The 18348-nt window shown below is 61.3% G+C and carries 18 protein-coding genes and 1 pseudogene; 9 read left to right on the top strand and 10 right to left on the bottom strand.

Features of this window, described 5'->3' with window-relative positions:
- The 3 genes and pseudogenes from GL286_RS20330 to GL286_RS20340 form a co-directional block, all read right to left on the bottom strand.
- Positions 1–345, bottom strand: a pseudogene (locus tag GL286_RS20330) (transposase); the annotation flags it as partial.
- 340 nt (positions 346–685) lie between these two features.
- Positions 686–2245 (bottom strand): glutamine-hydrolyzing GMP synthase, encoded by a 1560-nt coding sequence (gene guaA, locus GL286_RS20335; protein WP_155097405.1) that lies wholly within the window; start codon positions 2243–2245, stop codon positions 686–688.
- A 157-nt stretch (positions 2246–2402) separates the two neighbouring features.
- Positions 2403–3014, bottom strand: coding sequence for a thiamine phosphate synthase (locus tag GL286_RS20340; protein ID WP_155097433.1), 612 nt, complete (start codon positions 3012–3014; stop codon positions 2403–2405).
- An 85-nt stretch (positions 3015–3099) separates the two neighbouring features.
- On the opposite strand from GL286_RS20340, the gene GL286_RS20345 reads away from it, so the two are divergent.
- Genes GL286_RS20345 through GL286_RS20355 form a run of 3 tightly spaced genes read left to right on the top strand, consistent with a single transcriptional unit; the run spans position 3100 to position 6497 of the window.
- Positions 3100–3828, top strand: a complete 729-nt coding sequence (locus tag GL286_RS20345; protein WP_155097406.1) for an RNA methyltransferase — start codon at positions 3100–3102, stop codon at positions 3826–3828.
- Positions 3829–3882: 54 nt separating this feature from the next.
- The gene (gene ctaA, locus GL286_RS20350; protein ID WP_155097407.1) at positions 3883–5028 is read left to right on the top strand and encodes a heme A synthase; all 1146 of its coding nucleotides are present in this window, start codon (positions 3883–3885) and stop codon (positions 5026–5028) included.
- A complete protein-coding gene (locus tag GL286_RS20355) occupies positions 5025–6497 on the top strand; it encodes a carboxypeptidase M32 (protein ID WP_155097408.1) in 1473 nt (490 codons plus the stop codon). Before ctaA ends, GL286_RS20355 begins: the two co-directional genes overlap by 4 nt.
- A gap of 54 nt (positions 6498–6551) precedes the next feature.
- On the opposite strand, the gene GL286_RS20360 is transcribed toward GL286_RS20355, so the two are convergent.
- From GL286_RS20360 to GL286_RS22235, 5 genes are read right to left on the bottom strand one after another with little or no spacing between them, the layout of a single operon-like run.
- Complete coding sequence (locus GL286_RS20360; protein ID WP_155097409.1) at positions 6552–7898, bottom strand: cytochrome P450; 1347 nt, start codon at positions 7896–7898, stop codon at positions 6552–6554.
- Positions 7895–9094 carry a hypothetical protein gene (locus GL286_RS20365; RefSeq protein ID WP_155097410.1) on the bottom strand — a complete coding sequence of 400 codons (1200 nt, stop codon included), beginning with the start codon at positions 9092–9094 and terminating at the stop codon, positions 7895–7897. The genes GL286_RS20360 and GL286_RS20365 overlap by 4 nt, the downstream gene beginning before the upstream one ends.
- 55 nt (positions 9095–9149) lie before the next feature.
- On the bottom strand, positions 9150–9836 hold the full coding sequence (locus GL286_RS20370; protein WP_155097411.1) for a M48 family metallopeptidase: 687 nt from the start codon (positions 9834–9836) through the stop codon (positions 9150–9152).
- Between the two features lie 27 nt (positions 9837–9863).
- Positions 9864–11045, bottom strand: coding sequence for a vWA domain-containing protein (locus GL286_RS20375; RefSeq protein ID WP_155097412.1), 1182 nt, complete (start codon positions 11043–11045; stop codon positions 9864–9866).
- Entirely contained in the window at positions 11045–11209 is a 165-nt protein-coding gene (locus GL286_RS22235) for a hypothetical protein (protein ID WP_170295327.1), read from the bottom strand. Before GL286_RS22235 ends, GL286_RS20375 begins: the two co-directional genes overlap by 1 nt.
- 118 nt (positions 11210–11327) lie before the next feature.
- On the opposite strand from GL286_RS22235, the gene GL286_RS20380 reads away from it, so the two are divergent.
- Entirely contained in the window at positions 11328–12452 is a 1125-nt protein-coding gene (locus GL286_RS20380) for a Ppx/GppA phosphatase family protein (protein ID WP_155097413.1), read from the top strand.
- Position 12453: 1 nt separating this feature from the next.
- Positions 12454–13221 carry an RlmE family RNA methyltransferase gene (locus tag GL286_RS20385; protein ID WP_155097414.1) on the top strand — a complete coding sequence of 256 codons (768 nt, stop codon included), beginning with the start codon at positions 12454–12456 and terminating at the stop codon, positions 13219–13221.
- On the opposite strand, the gene GL286_RS20390 is transcribed toward GL286_RS20385, so the two are convergent.
- Together GL286_RS20390 and miaA are read right to left on the bottom strand one after the other, a co-directional pair.
- Positions 13218–14303, bottom strand: coding sequence for a helix-turn-helix transcriptional regulator (locus GL286_RS20390; RefSeq protein WP_155097415.1), 1086 nt, complete (start codon positions 14301–14303; stop codon positions 13218–13220). The two genes, GL286_RS20385 and GL286_RS20390, sit on opposite strands and share 4 nt — an antisense overlap.
- Before the next feature lie 100 nt (positions 14304–14403).
- Entirely contained in the window at positions 14404–15303 is a 900-nt protein-coding gene (miaA, locus tag GL286_RS20395; protein WP_343038951.1) for a tRNA (adenosine(37)-N6)-dimethylallyltransferase MiaA, read from the bottom strand.
- 89 nt (positions 15304–15392) lie between these two features.
- Here miaA and pyrH point away from each other — a divergent pair, with 89 nt between their 5' ends.
- The 4 genes from pyrH (at position 15393) to GL286_RS20415 (ending at position 18347) form a co-directional block, all read left to right on the top strand.
- Positions 15393–16124: a UMP kinase gene (gene pyrH, locus GL286_RS20400; RefSeq protein WP_155097416.1), complete on the top strand. Its 732-nt coding sequence runs from the start codon at positions 15393–15395 to the stop codon at positions 16122–16124.
- Positions 16125–16204: 80 nt separating this feature from the next.
- Positions 16205–16768, top strand: a complete 564-nt coding sequence (gene frr, locus GL286_RS20405) for a ribosome recycling factor (RefSeq protein WP_155097417.1) — start codon at positions 16205–16207, stop codon at positions 16766–16768.
- 5 nt (positions 16769–16773) lie between these two features.
- Complete coding sequence (gene uppS, locus GL286_RS20410) at positions 16774–17502, top strand: polyprenyl diphosphate synthase (RefSeq protein ID WP_155097418.1); 729 nt, start codon at positions 16774–16776, stop codon at positions 17500–17502.
- Positions 17499–18347 carry a phosphatidate cytidylyltransferase gene (locus GL286_RS20415; RefSeq protein WP_155097419.1) on the top strand — a complete coding sequence of 283 codons (849 nt, stop codon included), beginning with the start codon at positions 17499–17501 and terminating at the stop codon, positions 18345–18347. Before uppS ends, GL286_RS20415 begins: the two co-directional genes overlap by 4 nt.
- Position 18348 lies beyond the last annotated feature (1 nt).

Consider the following 18348-nt stretch of genomic DNA (forward strand, 5'->3'; position numbering starts at 1 on the left):
ATCCGCTTGCGCCAGCGGATCAGCGAGGACGGGTCGATCGGCGGACGATGCTGGAAAAACGTCTCGCCGGTGAAATGCCGGTAGTAAGGGTTCTCCACCCAGCGGGCAACGACCGCCTCATCCGAGGGCTTGAAGGCATGCTGGAGATACATCACCCCGCGACCAGCCGCGGCGAGGTCGCCGGTCGGCCCTGATGCGAGGGAAAGAAGCTCGCCCATTCCCGTTCGAAGAAATCCCGGTCGATCAGTGCCGCGGGCTTCACCGGTTCATGGCGGGTGTCGATCATGTCGACCAGCCGCGGGCGGAGCGGGTCACCTGTTCAGGGCTGCGGGAACGGGGCTTCATCGGCGACCGGAAATTGCAGGGTTTCTCGCCAAAGCATACGAAACCCTGCAATTCAAAGCGAATGAAGCCTAAGGTTGATCACCCAAAATCAATGCGTCGGGAGGTGTTCAGTGCGGAGTATGATAGCCCCGACCGGAACCTGAAAGCCGCTGCCTGACATAAACCCCGCGCTAGAGCTTAGTTGAGCAGCAAACTGGTCTAGAATGCCGGACCACCTCAACCTTTTCGGGGGGCAGAACAGATGCCAGACAACACAACACCAAAATACGAAAAAGCCCGCAGTGATGCGGGCTTTATGTAATTTGTCGCTAGCAGCTACCGGCAAGTGCCAGGCGCTGGTTCACTCCCACTCGATCGTCCCCGGGGGCTTCGAGGTGATGTCATAGGTGCAGCGGTTGATGCCCTTGACCTCGTTGATGATCCGCGTCGCGGTCTCGCCCAGGAATTCATGGGTGAAGGGGTAGTAATCCGCCGTCATCCCGTCGACCGAGGTCACCGCACGCAGCGCGCAGGCAAAGTCATAGGTGCGCCCGTCGCCCATCACGCCCACGGTGCGGACGGGAAGGATCGCGACGAAAGCCTGCCAGATATCGTCGTAAAGACCGTGCTTGCGGATCTGGTCGATGAAGACCGCATCCGCCTTGCGCAGGATTTCCAGCTTCTCGCGGGTGATCTCGCCGGGGCAGCGGATCGCCAGACCCGGACCGGGGAAGGGATGGCGGCCGATGAATTTTTCCGGCAGACCCAGTTCGCGACCAAGGGCGCGGACCTCGTCCTTGAACAGCTCGCGCAGCGGCTCGACCAGCTTCAGGCCCATCTTTTCCGGCAGGCCGCCGACATTGTGGTGCGACTTGATGGTGACCGAGGGACCACCCGAGAAGCTGACCGACTCGATGACGTCGGGGTAAAGCGTCCCCTGGGCCAGGAATTCGGCGCCTTCGATCTGGTTGGCGTATTTCTGGAACACGTCGATGAACAGCTTGCCGATGGTCTTGCGCTTGACCTCGGGATCCGAGACGCCCTCAAGCTGGCCAAGGAACAGCTCGCTTTCGTCGGCATGGATCAGCGGGATATTGTAGGTGTCGCGGAACATCTTGAGGACTTCGTCGGCCTCGTTCAGCCGCAGCAGACCGTGATCGACAAAGACGCAGGTCAGCTGGTCGCCGATCGCCTCGTGGATCAGAACCGCCGCGACCGAGCTGTCGACGCCGCCCGAAAGGCCGCAGATCACCTGCTTGTCGCCGACCTGCTCGCGGATCTTGCGGATAGCTTCCTCGCGGTAGCTGGCCATGGTCCAGTCGCCGGTGAAGCCTGCCATGCGCACGAAGTTTTCCAGCATCGTGCGGCCGTTCGGGGTGTGATGCACCTCGGGATGGAACTGCACGGCAAAGAACTTGCGCGCCTCGTCCGCGATCATCGCGTAGGGGGCGTTGGGCGAGGTGCCGATGACTTCGAAGCCCGGGGCGAGCAGGGTGACGCGGTCACCATGGCTCATCCAGACTTCCTCGCGGCCGGAATCAAAGAGGCCCGCGAAGATGCCGTCGCCGGTATGGCCCTCGGCTGCGGCGATGAAGGCGCGGCCATATTCGGCATGGTGGCCGGATTCGACGCGACCGCCCAGCTGCTCCATCATGACCTGCTGGCCATAGCAGATGCCGAACAGCGGCACGCCCATGTCGAACAGGCTTTGCGGCGCGCGGGGCGAGTTTTCCTCGGTGACCGAGGCAGGCCCACCGGACAGGATAACTGCCTGAGGGGCAAAGCTTTTCAGGAAGGCGTCATCTACCGTGTTGAAGGGGTGGATTTCGCAATAGACGTTCAGCTCCCGCAGGCGGCGCGCAATCAGCTGCGTGACCTGGGAACCGAAATCGATGATGAGAAGGCGCTGATGCTGGGTCATGGAAAGCCTTTAGGCTGCGCCTTTCCCCTTCGCAAGAGGCAGGCGGGGCTACTGCTGCTAGGTCGAATGGGTATTTAGGAAACTATGACGCCAAGGGCGAGCCAATTCTCGTCGTTAGTTTCCCGAACGCCCGAATGTGGCGTCGATCCTTTCGGTGTCAGCGCCAGAGAAGTTCCAGCGCTTCGACCGGATCATTCGCTGACCAGATTTCAAGGCCGAGAGCGATGAAATCGCAAGCCGGTGCAAGCTGACCGATCAGGGCAGGGGTCAGCGCTCCTTCGGCAACGACCGGAACCTCGATGACTTCGGACCACCATTGGAACAGGTCGAGTTCGGCGATCTGGCTATGACCGAGCGCGGTCGAACGGCACGGCCCGAAGCTGACGTAATCCGCGCCGGCCTCGGCAGCGTTCATGCCGTCATGGCGCGAACTGCCCGAGTAGACCCCGACGATCGCATCCGGTCCAAGCTCTTTGCGTGCGTAACGGACACCGCGCGCGCCATCCGTCAGGTGGACGCCGTCCAGACCGTGGCGTTTCGCGAGTTCGATGTGATCGTCGATCACGACGGCGACGTCGCGGGCATGGGCGATCTCGCGCGCGATATCGGCAAGGCGGCCAAGTTCTTCCTCGGTACCGACGCCGGGAATGCGAAGGCAGGCGACGGGGAAGCGGTCCATCACCTCGGCAAGCAGGGGGCCAACAGTCGAAGCTGCGGCACCGACCGGAGCGATCAGGTATAGTTGGGGCGTGTTCGGCTGGTCTGTCATGTCGCTGTCATCCTGTGTTCCTTTGTGCAGATAGCGCAGCAGGCCGCGCCTTGCCAGTGGAACGCGGCGGGGATATTGCGCGGGCATGGAACCTGCAATCATTCTTGTACGCCCCCAGATGGGCGAAAACATCGGTGCGGCCGCGCGAGCCATGCTTAATTTCGGCCTGACTGATATGCGTCTTGTCGCGCCGCGAGATGGTTGGCCAAATCCGAAGGCGGTTGCAATGGCCTCGGGGGCAGCTGGCCGTGTGCTGGATCAGGCCCGTGTCTACCCGACCTTGGCCGAAGCCATGGCGGATATCGACTACGCCTATGCAACGACCGCGCGTGGCCGCGAGTTGACGAAGCCGGTTTTGACTCCGGCAACTGCCATGGCCGATGCCCGTGAGCGTACCTCGCAGGGGGAGCGGATCGCGATGATTTTCGGCCCCGAGCGTGCTGGTCTTGAAAATGACGATGTCGCGCGGGCCAATGCGATCATCACCGTGCCGGTCAATCCGGACTTCCCTTCGCTCAATCTGGCGCAGGCGGTGCTGTTGACAGGATATGAATGGTCGCGCGACAGCCTGCCCGCGCAGCCTGCGCCGCAGGGGCGCAGACCCGATGGTGAAGCGACGGCAACCCGTATTGAGATCGAGAAGCTGGCCGATCATTGGGAGGAGCGGCTGGACGAGGCGGGGTTCTTCTTCCCGACCGAGAAGGCTCCGGCGATGAAGCTGACCCTTCGCAATCTATGGTCGCGGATGCCGCTGACGCGCGCCGACACCCGGATTTTTCACGGCATGCTGCGGCAGCTGATCCGGCGCGATTGATTGATTTCCGGCCCAAGGCCCGTCAAGGTCTGGGCAACCGACAAGGATTCCCCGATGGCAAAACGTCCCGTCTTTCAGGAGGTCACCGAAACGGCCGCGCGTCCGGCGCCGGCAACAGGTGGCCTGATTGATGCAGGCCAGCGCGGGGCGCGGGGCGCGATCCGGGTTTGGCTGATCATCCTATTCGTATTGGTCGTCGCGATGATTGCCCTTGGGGGGGCGACGCGCCTGACGGGATCGGGCCTTTCGATTACCGAATGGAAGCCCGTGACGGGGGCGATTCCGCCCCTGGATCAAGCCACTTGGCAGGCCGAATTCGAGAAATACAAACAGATCCCGCAATTCCAGCAGGTTAATCCCGACATGGATCTGCATGGTTTCAAGCAGATTTATTGGTGGGAATGGTCGCACCGGTTGCTTGGACGTCTTGTCGGCATGGTTTGGGCGCTCGGTTTCCTGTTCTTCCTTGCGACCAAACGCATCCCGACCGGCTGGGTCCCGCGCTTGCTGCTGCTGGGTGGGCTGGGAGGCGCTCAGGGGGCGATTGGCTGGTGGATGGTTCACTCGGGGCTTTCCGGCGAAATGGTACGCGTGGCATCCTATCGCCTTGCGATCCATCTGGGCTTGGCCTTTGGCATTCTCGGCCTGATCGTTTGGTCGGTGCTGTCGCTTTCGCGTCCCGAATCCGCGCTGATCCGTGCCCGTCGCGCGGGGGAGCCGAAGCTATTCTCGATGGCGACCGGATTGATGCATCTGGCTTTCGTCCAGATTCTGATCGGCGCGCTGGTCGCAGGGATCGATGCAGGCCGGACCTATACCGGCTGGCCGACGATGGGCGGGGAATGGGTTCCGGCCGAAATCTGGGATGCAGCCTTGGGTTGGCGGAACTTGTTCGAGAATCCGGCATTGGTCCAGTTCATCCACCGGATGGTCGGCTATCTGGTCGCGATTTTTGCCGTCGTTATTTACCTGCGCGCGCGGCGCTCGCCGCATCCGGTGACGCGCGGCGCGTTTACCGTGATGCTTCTTGCCGTGGGTGTGCAGGTGTTGCTGGGCATCATGAACGTCCTGCACGCATCTCCGCTGGCATTGGCACTGGCCCACCAGCTTGGAGCGGTTGCGTTGTTCTCGTTGATCCTGCGCGCGCGTCACCACGCCCGCTATCCCATTGAAACCTCGGTGCGGGGAGCCATCCGATGAGCGCTTTCGACGATCTGTTGGCCTTTCAGCGCCAGACCGAGGCGTTGTCCTCGATTTCCGAACGCTTGGGGTGGGATCAGGAAACGGTCATGCCGCGCGGCGCGACCGAACAGCGCGCCGAGGAAGTGGCCGCGATCGAGACCGTCCTGCACGAGCGTCGGACCGACCCGCGCATCGGCGAATGGCTGGATCAGGCCGAAGCAAAGGACGCCGAGGATCAACGCATCCTCGATCTGATCTCGCGCGAGTTCGGCAGGGCGTCACGCATTCCGGCGCGGCTCGCGACCGAACTGGCGCGCCAGACGTCACTGGCTCAGGGTGTCTGGGCCGATGCGCGTGCCAAGGATGCGCCCGAAGAATTCATGCCCGTTCTGTCCGATATCCTCATGCTCAAGCGCGAGGAGGCTTCGGTGCTTGCCGATGGCGGGGATCTGTACGGTGCCCTGCTGGACGATTACGAACCCGGAGCGACGCAAGCCCAGATCGCTTCGCTTTTCAATGCGATGCGTCCGCGTCTGGTCGCGTTGCGTGACGAAGTGCTTGGCGCGGACTTCCAACCCGAACCGCTAAACGGTCAGTTCGCGCAAGAGGCCCAGTTGCGGATTGCCCGCACCTGCGCGACGGCGTTCGGCTATGACTGGACGCGCGGGCGCATGGATCTTGCCGTGCATCCCTTCAGTTCGGGGCGCTGGCAGGACAGCCGCATCACGACCCGCGTCGTCGAAACCGATCCGTTCAACTGCATTTACTCGACGATCCACGAAGTCGGGCATTCCAGCTACGAATTGGGAATTGATAGCGATTACGCGTTCACGCCGCTTGGTCGCGGTGTCTCGATGGGCGCGCATGAAAGTCAAAGCCGGATCTACGAGAACCAGATCGGGCGGGGCCGCGCCTTTACCGGCTGGCTTTATCGCCGCATGGCCGACACGTTCGAAAACTTCTCGGTCCCTGACGCTGAAAGTTTCTACGCGACCGTGAACCGGGTCACGCCCGGCTTTATCCGCACCGAAGCCGACGAGGTGCAATACAATCTGCACATCATGATGCGTTTCGATCTGGAGCGGGATCTGATTTCGGGCCGTTTGGATACCGAAGATCTGGCTGAGGCGTGGAATACCCGCTTTGCCAAGGATTTCGGTATCGCGGTGGATCGTCCGGCCAATGGCGTCCTGCAGGATGTGCATTGGGCTGTCGGTCTTTTCGGGTATTTCCCGACCTACGCCTTGGGAAATGTCTATGCGGGTTGCCTGAACAAGGCGATGCAAGCGGCGGTTCCCGATCTGGATCGCTTCCTGGTGATGGGTGATGCCGGACCGGCGGTCGAATGGCTGCGCGAGAAAATGCAGCGTCACGGAGGGCTGTACCCGCCGCGCGATCTGATCGAACAGGCGACGGGCGAAACCATCAGCGAAGCGCCACTGCTGGATTATCTCGAGCAGAAGTTTGGCGATATCTACCGGCTTTGAGCCTTGAACGGGCAGCGGGAAAGCAGGGGTATTCCTTGCTTCCCGAATACCCGTTCAGCGTTTCCGTAGCCGCAGATGGATGCCATTCTTGCCGCGAAGCGTCAGGCGCATGACCGGAACCGGTGGCTCGGAAGGCGGCTCGATGCGGTAGCGCGCGACGATCGACGCAAGGATCAGCGGCCCCTCGATCATGGCAAATCCCGCACCCGGACAGGCGCGACCGCCCATCGAGAAGGGGATATAGGCCTCGCGCTGGCATTTCCTGCCATTCGCCGTTTCCCATCTGCCGGGGTCGAAATGATCGGGACGTTCCCACAGGCGTTCGTGGCGATGCAGGTGCCAAGGGGACAGAACCACCTGCGCGCCGGGTGAGGCTTTGCGGTCGCGCAGCGTTTCGGCATGTTTGCATTCACGGACTGTCATCGCGACCGGCGGGTAAAGCCGCAATGCCTCGCGGAAGACCGCGCGCGCGACCAGAAGATCCTTCATGCAGCCGAACTCGGGCGCAAGGTGCTGTTCGGCCTCTGCCGCAAGCTTGTCCTGCCATTCGGGGAATTCGGCCAGCAGGTACAGGGACCATGCAAGGGCCGAGGCGCTGGTTTCATGTCCGGCAAGGAAGAACGTCGCAACCTCGTCGATCATCTCCTTGTCGGAGAACCGCTTCTTTGTCACGGGATCGGCGGTGGTCATCAGCTTGGTCGCCAGATCCGAGGGCGCCTCGCCCGCGTCGATCTGCGCCGATCTTTGCGAGACAAGATCACGGATCAGGTCGCGGATCTTGCGGGCACTGCTGAGCGCGCGTTTGTTATGCATCCGCGCCCATTGCGGCAGGGCGAGCAGACCGCCCAGATTGACCATCGGTTGCGCGTCCTGATGCTCGCGGAAGGCATCGAAGACCTGCGATGCCGTCTGATCCTCGATCGGGATCGAGAACAGGCTACGGAAAATGACATCTGCAGCGACATGCGCGGTATGGGGTTCTATGTCGATTTCATTGCCGTCCGCAACGGCTTCCAGACGCGCCACTGCGGCTTCGGCGGCATCCCACATTGCGGGAAACGATTCACGGGTCCGGCCACCCTCGAAGGCGAGGTCGATGATCCGGCGTTGGTGTTTCCACGTCGCGCCATTCGAGATGAAGCTTGAGTTGCCCAGCAGAGGTTCAAGCCCAGCAGCCATACGCGGCGATTTCGGGAAATCCAGCGGTCTGCGCCGCAGGATCATGTCGATCAGTGTCGGATCGTTGCAGGTGAAGCTGTGGATGAACGGACCGCGAAACTCGGCCATCCACGCACGGTACAGGCGCTCGGATTGCGCCGACAGAATATCGCGGCGGAAGTCGCGAATGAAACGCCAGACAGAGCCTTTGCCCTGTCGGGACTTGGGTTTGGGAGGGATCATGTCGTGGTCCAGCCGTTCACTGCTCGGGCGATCCTGCCGGGCGAATGCCGCCGCTCAGCGAAGCGCCGACCAAGCGCAACGGGCCCGGCCGTGATTGCAAAATAGTCGTAGTCGCGCGGCAAATCGAAGGCGCAAAGATACTGAAAATGCAGTTTGAACCAATGCCCCCTCAGTGCCTTTTGCTTTTCGGCCGAAAGCGTCTGGCGGAATGCGGCCGAGACGATCAGGGGATGACGCCGGTCGTCCGGTTCGACCCCGCTGACCGAAACCGGATCACATAGCCCGAACGAGCAGGCATCACCCGGAGCCGAGACGTCGATCCAATCGAGTTCATCGCGGGCACAAAGGTAGCGTAGATCCGCACGAAGGCAGTTCGCATCCGGTAGGAACGAAGCCATTGGAATGACGTGGCCAAGCGACAGATATGACAGGCGCGGACCAGAGCCCGGAACGCGGCCCGACCGTACCAGATCGGCCAGTACCGATACGCCCAGATAGGCCCCCGAACTATGGCCAACGATCAGGATTTCGTCCCAGTCATCGGAAAGGCATGTCGCGATCCGGTCCGAAAACTCTTTGATGCGCTGCTCCAATGCGGGGGGATAGGCGCCCTTGTTCTGGGCCGTGAAGGCGTAGTCGTGCATCAGATAGTGGACGAAGATCTTCCCGTCCGCCCTTTGCCACAGTTTGAGACCCAGATAACTAAGCGCCAATGCGACCGGAACACCAAGCCACCAACCCAATCCGGTCGAATATCCGATGAACCACCCGATCAACCCGCCGATCAGCAGACTGCTCAGCAACTGCAGGATCAGCACGACCACCGGATAAAGTGCGGCCAGAACCGGTCCGCGGCGCAAACGCATCAACCGGAACAGCGCACCCGAGCCGATATAGGCCCAGGCTGTCCGCACCATCTGGCTGTAGGTCGCCGCGATGGAGTGACCCATAGACCCTTGCACGATATCGGCCCAGACAAGGACTTCGATCTCGCATTCGGTTCTTTCGCCAGCGAAATCGCCCTGTACGCCCCATCCGAATCCGGTGCGGTCCTTGCGCGCTCCGAACTCAAGCTGGTAACCGCTGATGCGGGCCTGTTCGACGCCCTCACGCTTGTAAAGCTCTCGGTAGCGACGTGGGGGGATCGGGTCGTAGCCGGGAATATAGAGGACGCGGCGTCGAAATGGTCGGGTCATCTGAACTCAAATTGATTTGCCGGTGCAGAATAGGTCAAAACTTCTTTCCGGCAAGTCAACTCGCGCGCCAACGTAGTTCAAGTTTTTCGATTGCTGCGATACGCGCATCGGTTTTCGGGTGCGACATGAGCCAGGCCGGGGTAGAGGCGCGACCCCCTCCTGCCAGACGTTCGAGCTTGCGGAACAGGCTCTTCTGCGGCTCGGTCCCAAGTCCTGCCTTGATCATCAGCGCGCTGGCAAACGCGTCTGCCTCGAACTCGTCCTGCCGCGACAGGCGCGCGGCAACGGCAGCGGTCACCAGTCCGGCAAGCCATGCGCCAATCCCCGGAATAAAACGTCCAAGGACGCCCGCCAGCACGGCGCGGATCACGTTCTGCCCTGCAAAATCGACCATTCTGCGGCGTGAATGCCCATGCGCGACATGGCCAAGCTCATGCGCGATGACCGATGCCAGTTCGGCCTCGGTGACTTCGCCCTGATCGAGACGATTGATAAATCCGCGCGTCAGGAAGATCCGGCCATCCGGTGCGGCCAGACCGTTCACCGCGGGGATTTCGTAGATATGTGCGCGAATCGGTGGCAGATCCATCGCTTTGCCCAGACGTTCGAGCATGGGGCGAAGTCGCGGATGGTCCAGCGGGGTCGAGCGGCTGTTCAATTCGCCCTTGAGCCGCCAGAGCGAAAAGTACCACATCGCGGCAGCGTAAAGCAGGATCAGCAGGATCGGCGTGAATCTGAGCATCAGCCGAATATGGGGGCAAATCGCGGACTAGCCAAGGACGCGCATGGCCTCGGTCAGGCCCTCTAGCGTCAGAGGCTTCATCCGGTCGGTGAACACATCCTCAACCATCTGGATCGAGCGGGTCTGATGCCAATGCGCGTGCGGAACAGGGTTCAGCCAGACATGATCCGGCCAGACCTCGGTCATCCGCCGCAACCATGTCTCGCCGGATTCGGGGTTCCAGTGTTCGTTCGCGCCACCCGGAACCGCGATTTCATAGGGCGACATCGAGGCATCTCCGACCACGATCAGCTTATAGTCACGACCGTAGCGGTTGATGATGTCCCATGTCGGTGTCGTTTCGGTCCAGCGACGGCGATTGTCGCGCCATACTGCCTCGTAGATACAGTTGTGGAAGTAGAAGTGCTCGAGATGCTTGAACTCGGCGCGTGCGGCTGAAAACAACTCGTCCACGCGTCGAGCATGGTCATCCATCGAGCCGCCGACATCCAGAAAAAGCAGGACTTTGACGGCATTGTGCCGCTCGGGGCGGGTCTGGACGTCGATATAGCCGTGCTTGGCGCTGGCATGAATCGTTCCGGGCAAATCCAGTTCTTCCACCGCGCCGTGTCGGGCCCATTGGCGCAGGCGTTTCAGCGCGACCTTGATGTTCCGCGTTCCCAGCTCGACCGAATCGTCGAAATCCCGGAACTCGCGTTTGTCCCAGACCTTTGTCGCGCTACGGTGGCGGCTCTCGTGCTGGCCGATCCTGACGCCTTCGGGGTTATAGCCGTAGGCTCCGAACGGAGAGGTGCCCGCAGTCCCGATCCACTTGTTCCCGCCCTGATGGCGACCTTGTTGTTCGGCCAACCGTTCACGCAGGCGGCGCATCAACTCGTCAAAACTGCCGGAACCTTCGATGGCGGCGCGTTCCTCGGGAGTTAGGAATTTTTCGGCCAGTTTCTCGAGCCATTCGGGAGGCAGGGTTAACGGATCGACCAGCGCCTCGACCGGAATTTCATCGAGACCCGAGAAGGTTTCGGCGAACGCACGATCGAAGCGATCTATCTGCGCCTCGTTCTTGACCAAAGTCGCCCGCGCGAGGTGATAGAATCCTTCGGGCGTCCAATCCGAAAGTCCCGCCTGCATACCGGCCAGCAGATCCAGATATTCTCGCAGGCTGGCGGTCACTCCGTGCCGACGCAGACTGTCGAGAAATGGTCGGAACATCAGGTCATCCGGTCGATCAGGACGGTCGCGAACAGGCCGACGACCGCAAAGCCGATGGCGTGAGCGACGGCATATTGCATCCGGTCGGCGCGAATGCCGCCAAGTTTGCCGGCGCGCCACCAGCCGGTCGCGGCGCCAAGAATGAGTGCTGCAATGACGATCATGTTATGCCAAATACCGCCGTAAGTTCGGCCTGTCGAGTGCCCTCACGACGCGCAGCCCCTTGAATGGAAAAGGGGCGCGGGTTAACTTTGTTTCAACTTGCAATCGGAGGGCGTGCACATGACGCCCAAGCGTCCCGCGGGTGCGGACGCGTTCCCGAGTAAAACGGTCGAGCCTTTCGTCACCCGCCCGGCCGAGGACGGGCCGCTTTATGCGGCGCTGGATCTTGGCACTAACAGCTGCCGGATGCTGATTGCTCGCCCTGCGGGCAGTCAGTTTCAGGTGATCGACAGTTTCTCGAAGCCTGTCCAGCTTGGGCAGGGTCTCGAGGCATCAGGCCGGCTGTCGCGTCAATCTATGGCGCGGACGGTGCATGCGTTGCAGGTGTGTCGGCGCAAGCTCGAGATGCACAATGTGTCGCGCATGCGTCTTGTCGCGACCGAGGCATGTCGTCGGGCCCGCAACAGCCGCGATTTCCTGCGCGTCATCCGGCGCGAAACCGGCTTGCCGGTCGAAATCATCGACGCCGAAGAGGAAGCCCAGCTTGCCGTGATCTCGTGTGCGCCTTTGGTCAGCCACCGCACCGAGCAATTGTTGGTCGTCGATATCGGTGGCGGTTCGACTGAACTGGTCTGGATCGATCTGGAAGATGTCGAACCTGCCGAACGTCCGCGTGCCATCATGCGTCTTGCCGACGGTTTCCGTAGTCCGCAACCCGGCGGAGCGCGCGTGGTCGATTGGATCAGCGTGCCATTGGGCGTGGCGACCCTGCGCGACCAGTTCGAGGATGTCGAAGAGGACGAGGGGCGTTTTGCCCTGATGTCCTGGCATTTCGAAGAGATGCTGGCCGATTTCAGCCCCTATTCCCTGAGCCAAAGGATGGGAGAAAGTTTTCAGGTGATTGGCACGTCGGGCACGGTCACAACGGTCGCGGCAAGCCATCTGGGACTGAAACGCTACGACCGCACCAAGGTTGACGGCTTGACGATGACGTCTGCGCAGATAGACAGGGTGATCCGCGACTACCTGATGCTTGGCCCCGACGGGCGCCGCTCGGACCCGCGGATCGGGCGGGAACGCCACGCCTTGATCATGTCGGGCGCGGCAATTCTGCAAACTTTGATGCGGGTCTGGCCGACGACGCGACTGTCAGTTGCGGATCGCGGTTTGCGCGAAGGCCTGCTATACGCGCAAATGGTCAAGGACGGGGTGCTGGCCCCCGACGGATTGAACGGGGTAGCATAAGATGAGTGAAGGCAAGAAACCGGGCGGCGCGAAGAAATCTTCGGGCCGTGGTCAGCGCGATTTGCGCGTCCGGGTGAAATCGGCCAAGGGGCGCAAGCTGTCGAGCACGCTTTGGCTTGAGCGGCAGTTGAACGACCCCTATGTCGTCCGCGCCAAGCGCGAGGGATATCGCGGTCGTGCGGCCTATAAAATTCTGGAACTAGACGATAAATATCGGTTCCTCGTACCGGGGGCCCGGGTCGTCGATCTTGGCTGTGCGCCGGGCGGTTGGTGCCAGATCGCGGTCGAGCGTGTGAACGCACTGGGCGAGAAGTCGGGCAAGAAGATCGGCCGGGTGCTAGGCGTGGACTTGCAAGAGGTTGATCCCATTGCCGGTGCCGAGGTCCATCAGTTGGACTTTCTGGCCGACGGGGCGGACGATCAGGTGAAAGCCTGGCTTGGCGGTCGCGCGGACGTAGTGATGTCGGACATGGCTGCCTCGGCTTCGGGGCACAAGGGGACGGATCACCTGCGCATCATCGCGTTGGTCGAAGCGGCGGCGCAGTTTGCGTTCGATGTGCTTGAGACCGGCGGGACTTTTGTCGCGAAGGTTCTGGCGGGCGGGGCCGAAAACGAGATGCAGGCTATGCTCAAACGGAACTTCCGTAAGGTTGTGAACGTCAAACCGCCTGCCAGTCGGTCGGATTCATCCGAGAAGTTCGTTGTGGCTCAGGGGTTCCGCGGACGGGACGGAGAGGCATACGAGCATGACGACGAAGCCGAGGATTAATCCTCGGCTTCGGGCTGTTCCCACGCGATGATGCGGAATGCCTCGGGCGAGCGGCCGGTTGCGGCGGCGAATACCCGAATAAAGTGGCCGACACTGGTGTACCCGACTTCCTGCGCGATCTGCGGGATCGGAGCATCGGTGTCGCGCAATAGATGTGCGGCCTGCTCCAAACGTAGCGCATAAAGCAGTTCTAGGGCCGTCCGGCCCCTACTTTCCGTGCAGGCGTGGTCGAGTTGAGCCTGCGTGCATCCCAATTCGCGTGCCATATCGGCGATGGTGCGATCATCTGCCAGATGACGCGCGGCCAATGCCAGAAAATTCTCGGTAAGCGGACGGGCGACAAGCGTATGCAGATGGTTCGGATCGTGAATCTGCGGCTGTTCGACCGTGCGTGACAGCGCCAAAGCCAGCAAGCCGAGGTGACATGCCGTTGCGCCGGAGGCATTCGGACCCGGTGCACGGTCATGGCCAAGGGCGCAGATGGCGGGTTCAAGCAATGCCTCGTCTGCCGGATGCGGCAGGCCATGCTGGAATGCAAGTGGAAACCCGATGGGCAGATCTGTGCCAAGGTTTGGTGGCAAAAGCAGGGCCCAGCCCTCTGTATCGGCGGGAGGATGGATCGAAAATGCGGTTCCCGACGGGATGAATGCGACCCGTCCCTGACCGATCAGCTGGGCCTTGCGTGGAAATTCGACCGCAGCACCGCCCTTTATGACCAGTATGATGACGTGGTCCCCCCTGACGCGGGGCGCCGCTGCGACCGGAGCCGAGCCCTGCCGAGCATGGATCTGGCCGCCCCAGATGAAACCGGAAAGCGGCATGAGCCGGACCCCGTCGCCGCGCGTAAACGGTCGGGTGGGTGGAACATGATATGACCCATCCGTATCGACCGGAGCGATGGTCGGGCCCTTCGTCACCTCGGGCGGGGGATAACCGGTGAAGCCCCGGATCGGTCGCGGGTCGGTGGTCGAAGGCTCCAGAATGACATCCGCGGTGATCGCCGCGCCGAGCAATTTCCTGTCGGCCGCATCGGTAGCCCCAGCGGAAGTGGTCAGGTCACGTGAGCGCGAGTTTCCGGTCATGCGAGTGCCTTCACGATTCGACTAGGAAAGGCTAACTCGCCTTTGCTCCATCTCGATTGATTTAACCCGCGAGGGTTGAGAAAGGGTGAAGCTGTTGCTGTTAGGATGCAGAGTCCATGCGAATCTGCCGCCAATCCCGCATACGGCCCCGAAAGAAGATCCGTTGCGACTTGGCATATTGTCGCGTGGCGATGATTGCGCGCTCGACCGCTTCATCAAGGCTGGTTTCTCCGCGCAGATAGGCAATCAGTTCCGGCGCGCCGATCGCGCGGGCCCAAAGGGCTGTCGGCTGCCATTGCGGCAGCATGGTCCGGACCTCGTCCAATGCACCTTGCTGCATCATCATGTGAAAACGCCTTTCGATACGTTCGGCAAGCCAGTCGCGATCCGACGTCAGGACCAGCCTTTCTGAGTGCGAGGCGAGGATTAGTGCAGGTCCGGTTTCGGCCTGCCAGTCCGTGATGCCGCGACCGGTGGCATTCAGCACTTCCCATGCGCGCTGGACGCGGGCGGGATTGTTCAGATCAATGCGGTCGCGGGTTGCCGAATCCAGTTCCTTGACCATCCGCTCCAGTCCGTCAGGTTGGGCGATAAGCGCATTTCCGCTTGCCCTGACCTCGTCGGGGACCGGAGGGATGACGGCCAGACCATTGGAGAGGGCGTGCAGATACAGTCCCGTGCCACCGACGACGATCAGTCTCTCTCCGCCGCCTAGGATATCCGCGATCTGATCCAGCCATTGCCCGACCGAGTAGGGCGCCCCCGCCGGCATGTGTCCGTAAAGCCTATGCGGGGCCAGCATTTCCTCGTCAGGTGAGGGGCGGGCCGAGATGATTTGCCAGCACGACCAGACCTGCAGCGCATCGGCATTCACGATGATGCCGCCTTGCGTTTGCGCGATCCTAATGGCGAGCGCCGACTTTCCGCTCGCCGTCGGTCCGGCGATAAGCACATGCTTGTCGGAGGATATCGTCGAAATGATGTGCTGGTGCTGCGTCACTTTGCCCGCGTTCTCTGGCGGTTGAATATGCGCCTTTTTTGCGACATTTTGCGCGGTAATGAAACACCCCCGTGAAAGGTTCCCCCTAGATGTCCGATCTTACCCCGCAAGCCGGAAAATATTCGCGTGTGCTGCTGAAAATCTCGGGCGAGGCTCTGATGGGCGATCAGGGGTATGGCCTGCATCCGCCGACCGTCGCGCGGATCGCCCATGAGGTGAAGCGGGTCCACGACATGGGCGTCGAAATCTGCATGGTAATCGGCGGTGGCAATATTTTCCGCGGCTTGCAAGGCAGCGCACAGGGGATGGAGCGCGCCACGGCCGATTACATGGGGATGCTTGCCACGGTCATGAACGCGCTTGCCATGCAGGCGGCGCTTGAGGCCGAGAACATCCACACGAGAGTGATTTCGGCGATCCGTATGGACGAGGTCGCCGAACCCTATATCCGTCGCCGCGCCGTTCGCCATCTTGAGAAGAAAAGAGTGATCATCTTTGCGGCGGGAACGGGCAACCCCTATTTCACGACCGACACCGCGGCCACGTTGCGCGCCAACGAGATGAACTGCGAAGCCATCTTCAAGGGCACCAAGGTCGATGGCGTTTACGACAAGGACCCCAAAAAGCACGCGGATGCCAAGCGTTATGAAAATGTCACCTATGACGAGGTGCTGCAAAAGCATCTTGGTGTGATGGATGCTTCGGCAATCGCGCTGGCCCGGGACAACGACCTGCCGATCATCGTATTTTCCTTGGACGAACCGGGCGGCTTCCGCGGCATTTTGGCCGGAGAGGGCACTTATACACGGGTACATGGCTAAAATACCCGCATAGCCTTTGCCTTGCGGACGCCGCTCGGCTAAAAGCGCTGAAAACCACAGCACAGAGGCCATGATCGAGCATGTCCGACGAAATTGAGATCGATACTGACGACCTGGAACGCCGGATGAAGGGCGCGATGGAATCCTTGCGCCACGAGTTCTCCTCGTTGCGCACGGGTCGCGCCTCGGCCAGCATGGTCGAACCTATCATGGTGGATGCTTATGGCTCCCCCACGCCGATCAACCAGATCGGGACCGTGAACGTGCCGGAACCGCGCATGGTCACCATCAACGTGTGGGACAAGGCGCTGGTCTCGAAGGCCGAAAAGGCGATCCGCGATTCGGGGCTGGGGATCAATCCCCAGCTCAACGGCACCATTATCATGCTGCCGATCCCGGAACTGAACGAAGAGCGTCGCCGCGACCTGACCCGCGTCGCAGCGCAATATGCCGAGCATGCCCGCGTTGCGGTTCGCAACGTGCGCCGTGACGGCATGGATCAGATCAAGAAGGCCAAATCCGCAGGCATGTCGGAAGATGACCAGAAATTCTGGGAATCCTCGGTGCAGGAATTGACCGACAAGATGATTGCAGCCGTCGATCAGGCGCTAGAGGCCAAGCAGGCCGAAATCATGCAGGTCTGAACTTTATGGCCGATCCCGCAGCCAGATTATCTAGCACAGAGATCACACGAAACCGGCACGTTGCTATCATCATGGATGGCAACGGCCGTTGGGCGGTGAATAAAGGGTGGCCTCGGCTTGTCGGCCATCGCCGCGGGGCCGAAAGGGTCAAGCAACTCGTCCGGGCCTGCCCGGATATGGGTGTGAACTGGCTGACGCTTTACGCCTTCTCGACCGAGAACTGGAAACGCACGACCGAGGAAGTTCTGGGTCTGATGGGTATTTTCACCCGCTACATCGAACGCGAGGCCGATGGCATCGCCGCCGATGGCGTGCGGATGCGGTTCATCGGCGGACGGGAACGGCTGGATCCGAAACTGCGCAATCTGATGGAGGGGATCGAGGCGCGGACGGCGGGTAATACGCGCCTGAACCTGACTGTCGCGATCAATTACGGTGGCCGCGACGAGGTGCTGCGCGCCTCGCGCCGCTTGGCCGAGCGTATGGCAAGGGGCGAGATCACCAATCCGACGGAAGCCGACTTTGCGTCCTGCCTTGATACGGCCGGTCATCCCGATCCGGATCTGGTGATCCGTACCTCGGGCGAGACGCGGACATCGAACTTCCTGCCGTTTCAGGCGGCTTATGCGGAATACGAATTTACACAGACACTCTGGCCTGACTTTACGCCCGAACATCTGGGCGAGATCCTTGATCGCTTCAGCCTTCGCGACCGACGCTTCGGTAACGCATGAAGGGCCCAACGAATTTTCGTGAGCGTATGGGGGCCAGACTGAACCCGGGACAATGGGCGGATCTTCGCAAGCGCTTTGGCTGGGGCAGTCTGCTGCTGGTTCTGGGCGTCGCCCTGTTGTCGTCATCCGGCATCTGGATGCAGCTTGGGGTTTCGGCTGTTGTCGGCCTCATGATGTGGGAACTTGCGCGTCTGACTGCTTGGCGCCACCCCGAGTTTCACAGCCCTCGTCATCCGGTCTTGATTGCCATTCTCGCGGGGCTGGTTCTGCTCGCCATGCTGGAACTGCCGGGCAACTGGCCGATGCTGCTGGTGGTGATCCCCATCCTCGTCGGGATGCCCGGAACTCATGAGCATGAACGGCTGCCCTTTGCCATTTTCACCGCAGCCATCCTTGGCGCGGGATATGCCCTTGTCGTCATGCGCGAGGTCATGGGCTTGCCCACGGTCTTCTGGATCGTGGCGACCGTCGTGCAATCCGATGTGCTGGGCTATTTCGTTGGGCGCAAACTGGGCGGGCCGAAATTCTGGCCTTCGCTCAGCCCGAAGAAAACCTGGAGCGGCACCGTCGCCGGATGGGTCGGGGCCTTTGTGCTTGCCGGTGGCCTGTTCGGAATCGGATGTTCGGGTGCCAGCATTCTGCTGATCGGGCCCATGCTGGCCATCGCAGGGCAATTCGGCGACATTGCGGAAAGCTGGCTGAAGCGGCGCGTCAGCGCCAAGGACAGTTCTGATCTGATCCCGGGACATGGGGGGGTGCTGGATCGGTTCGATGCGATGTCCGCGGCCCTATTGCTGGCGCTGATCCTGATGTTCTTCCATATCCTGCCGGAAATCGGAGGCTGAG

The sequence above is a fragment of the Paracoccus aestuariivivens genome (assembly GCF_009711225.1).
GTDB lineage: Bacteria > Pseudomonadota > Alphaproteobacteria > Rhodobacterales > Rhodobacteraceae > Paracoccus > Paracoccus aestuariivivens.

Coding starts and splice junctions, on each gene's coding strand:
- guaA (WP_155097405.1), bottom strand. CDS start 2,245: ATGACCCAGCATCAGCGCCTTCTCATCATCGATTTCGGTTCCCAGGTC.
- GL286_RS20375 (WP_155097412.1), bottom strand. CDS start 11,045: ATGTTCCGACCATTTCTCGACAGTCTGCGTCGGCACGGAGTGACCGCC.
- GL286_RS20415 (WP_155097419.1), top strand. CDS start 17,499: ATGAAGGGCCCAACGAATTTTCGTGAGCGTATGGGGGCCAGACTGAAC.
- ctaA (WP_155097407.1), top strand. CDS start 3,883: ATGGCAAAACGTCCCGTCTTTCAGGAGGTCACCGAAACGGCCGCGCGT.
- frr (WP_155097417.1), top strand. CDS start 16,205: ATGTCCGACGAAATTGAGATCGATACTGACGACCTGGAACGCCGGATG.
- GL286_RS20380 (WP_155097413.1), top strand. CDS start 11,328: ATGACGCCCAAGCGTCCCGCGGGTGCGGACGCGTTCCCGAGTAAAACG.
- GL286_RS20340 (WP_155097433.1), bottom strand. CDS start 3,014: ATGACAGACCAGCCGAACACGCCCCAACTATACCTGATCGCTCCGGTC.
- GL286_RS20390 (WP_155097415.1), bottom strand. CDS start 14,303: ATGACCGGAAACTCGCGCTCACGTGACCTGACCACTTCCGCTGGGGCT.
- GL286_RS20360 (WP_155097409.1), bottom strand. CDS start 7,898: ATGATCCCTCCCAAACCCAAGTCCCGACAGGGCAAAGGCTCTGTCTGG.
- GL286_RS20365 (WP_155097410.1), bottom strand. CDS start 9,094: ATGACCCGACCATTTCGACGCCGCGTCCTCTATATTCCCGGCTACGAC.
- GL286_RS22235 (WP_170295327.1), bottom strand. CDS start 11,209: ATGATCGTCATTGCAGCACTCATTCTTGGCGCCGCGACCGGCTGGTGG.
- pyrH (WP_155097416.1), top strand. CDS start 15,393: ATGTCCGATCTTACCCCGCAAGCCGGAAAATATTCGCGTGTGCTGCTG.
- GL286_RS20385 (WP_155097414.1), top strand. CDS start 12,454: ATGAGTGAAGGCAAGAAACCGGGCGGCGCGAAGAAATCTTCGGGCCGT.
- GL286_RS20355 (WP_155097408.1), top strand. CDS start 5,025: ATGAGCGCTTTCGACGATCTGTTGGCCTTTCAGCGCCAGACCGAGGCG.
- uppS (WP_155097418.1), top strand. CDS start 16,774: ATGGCCGATCCCGCAGCCAGATTATCTAGCACAGAGATCACACGAAAC.
- GL286_RS20345 (WP_155097406.1), top strand. CDS start 3,100: ATGGAACCTGCAATCATTCTTGTACGCCCCCAGATGGGCGAAAACATC.
- GL286_RS20370 (WP_155097411.1), bottom strand. CDS start 9,836: ATGCTCAGATTCACGCCGATCCTGCTGATCCTGCTTTACGCTGCCGCG.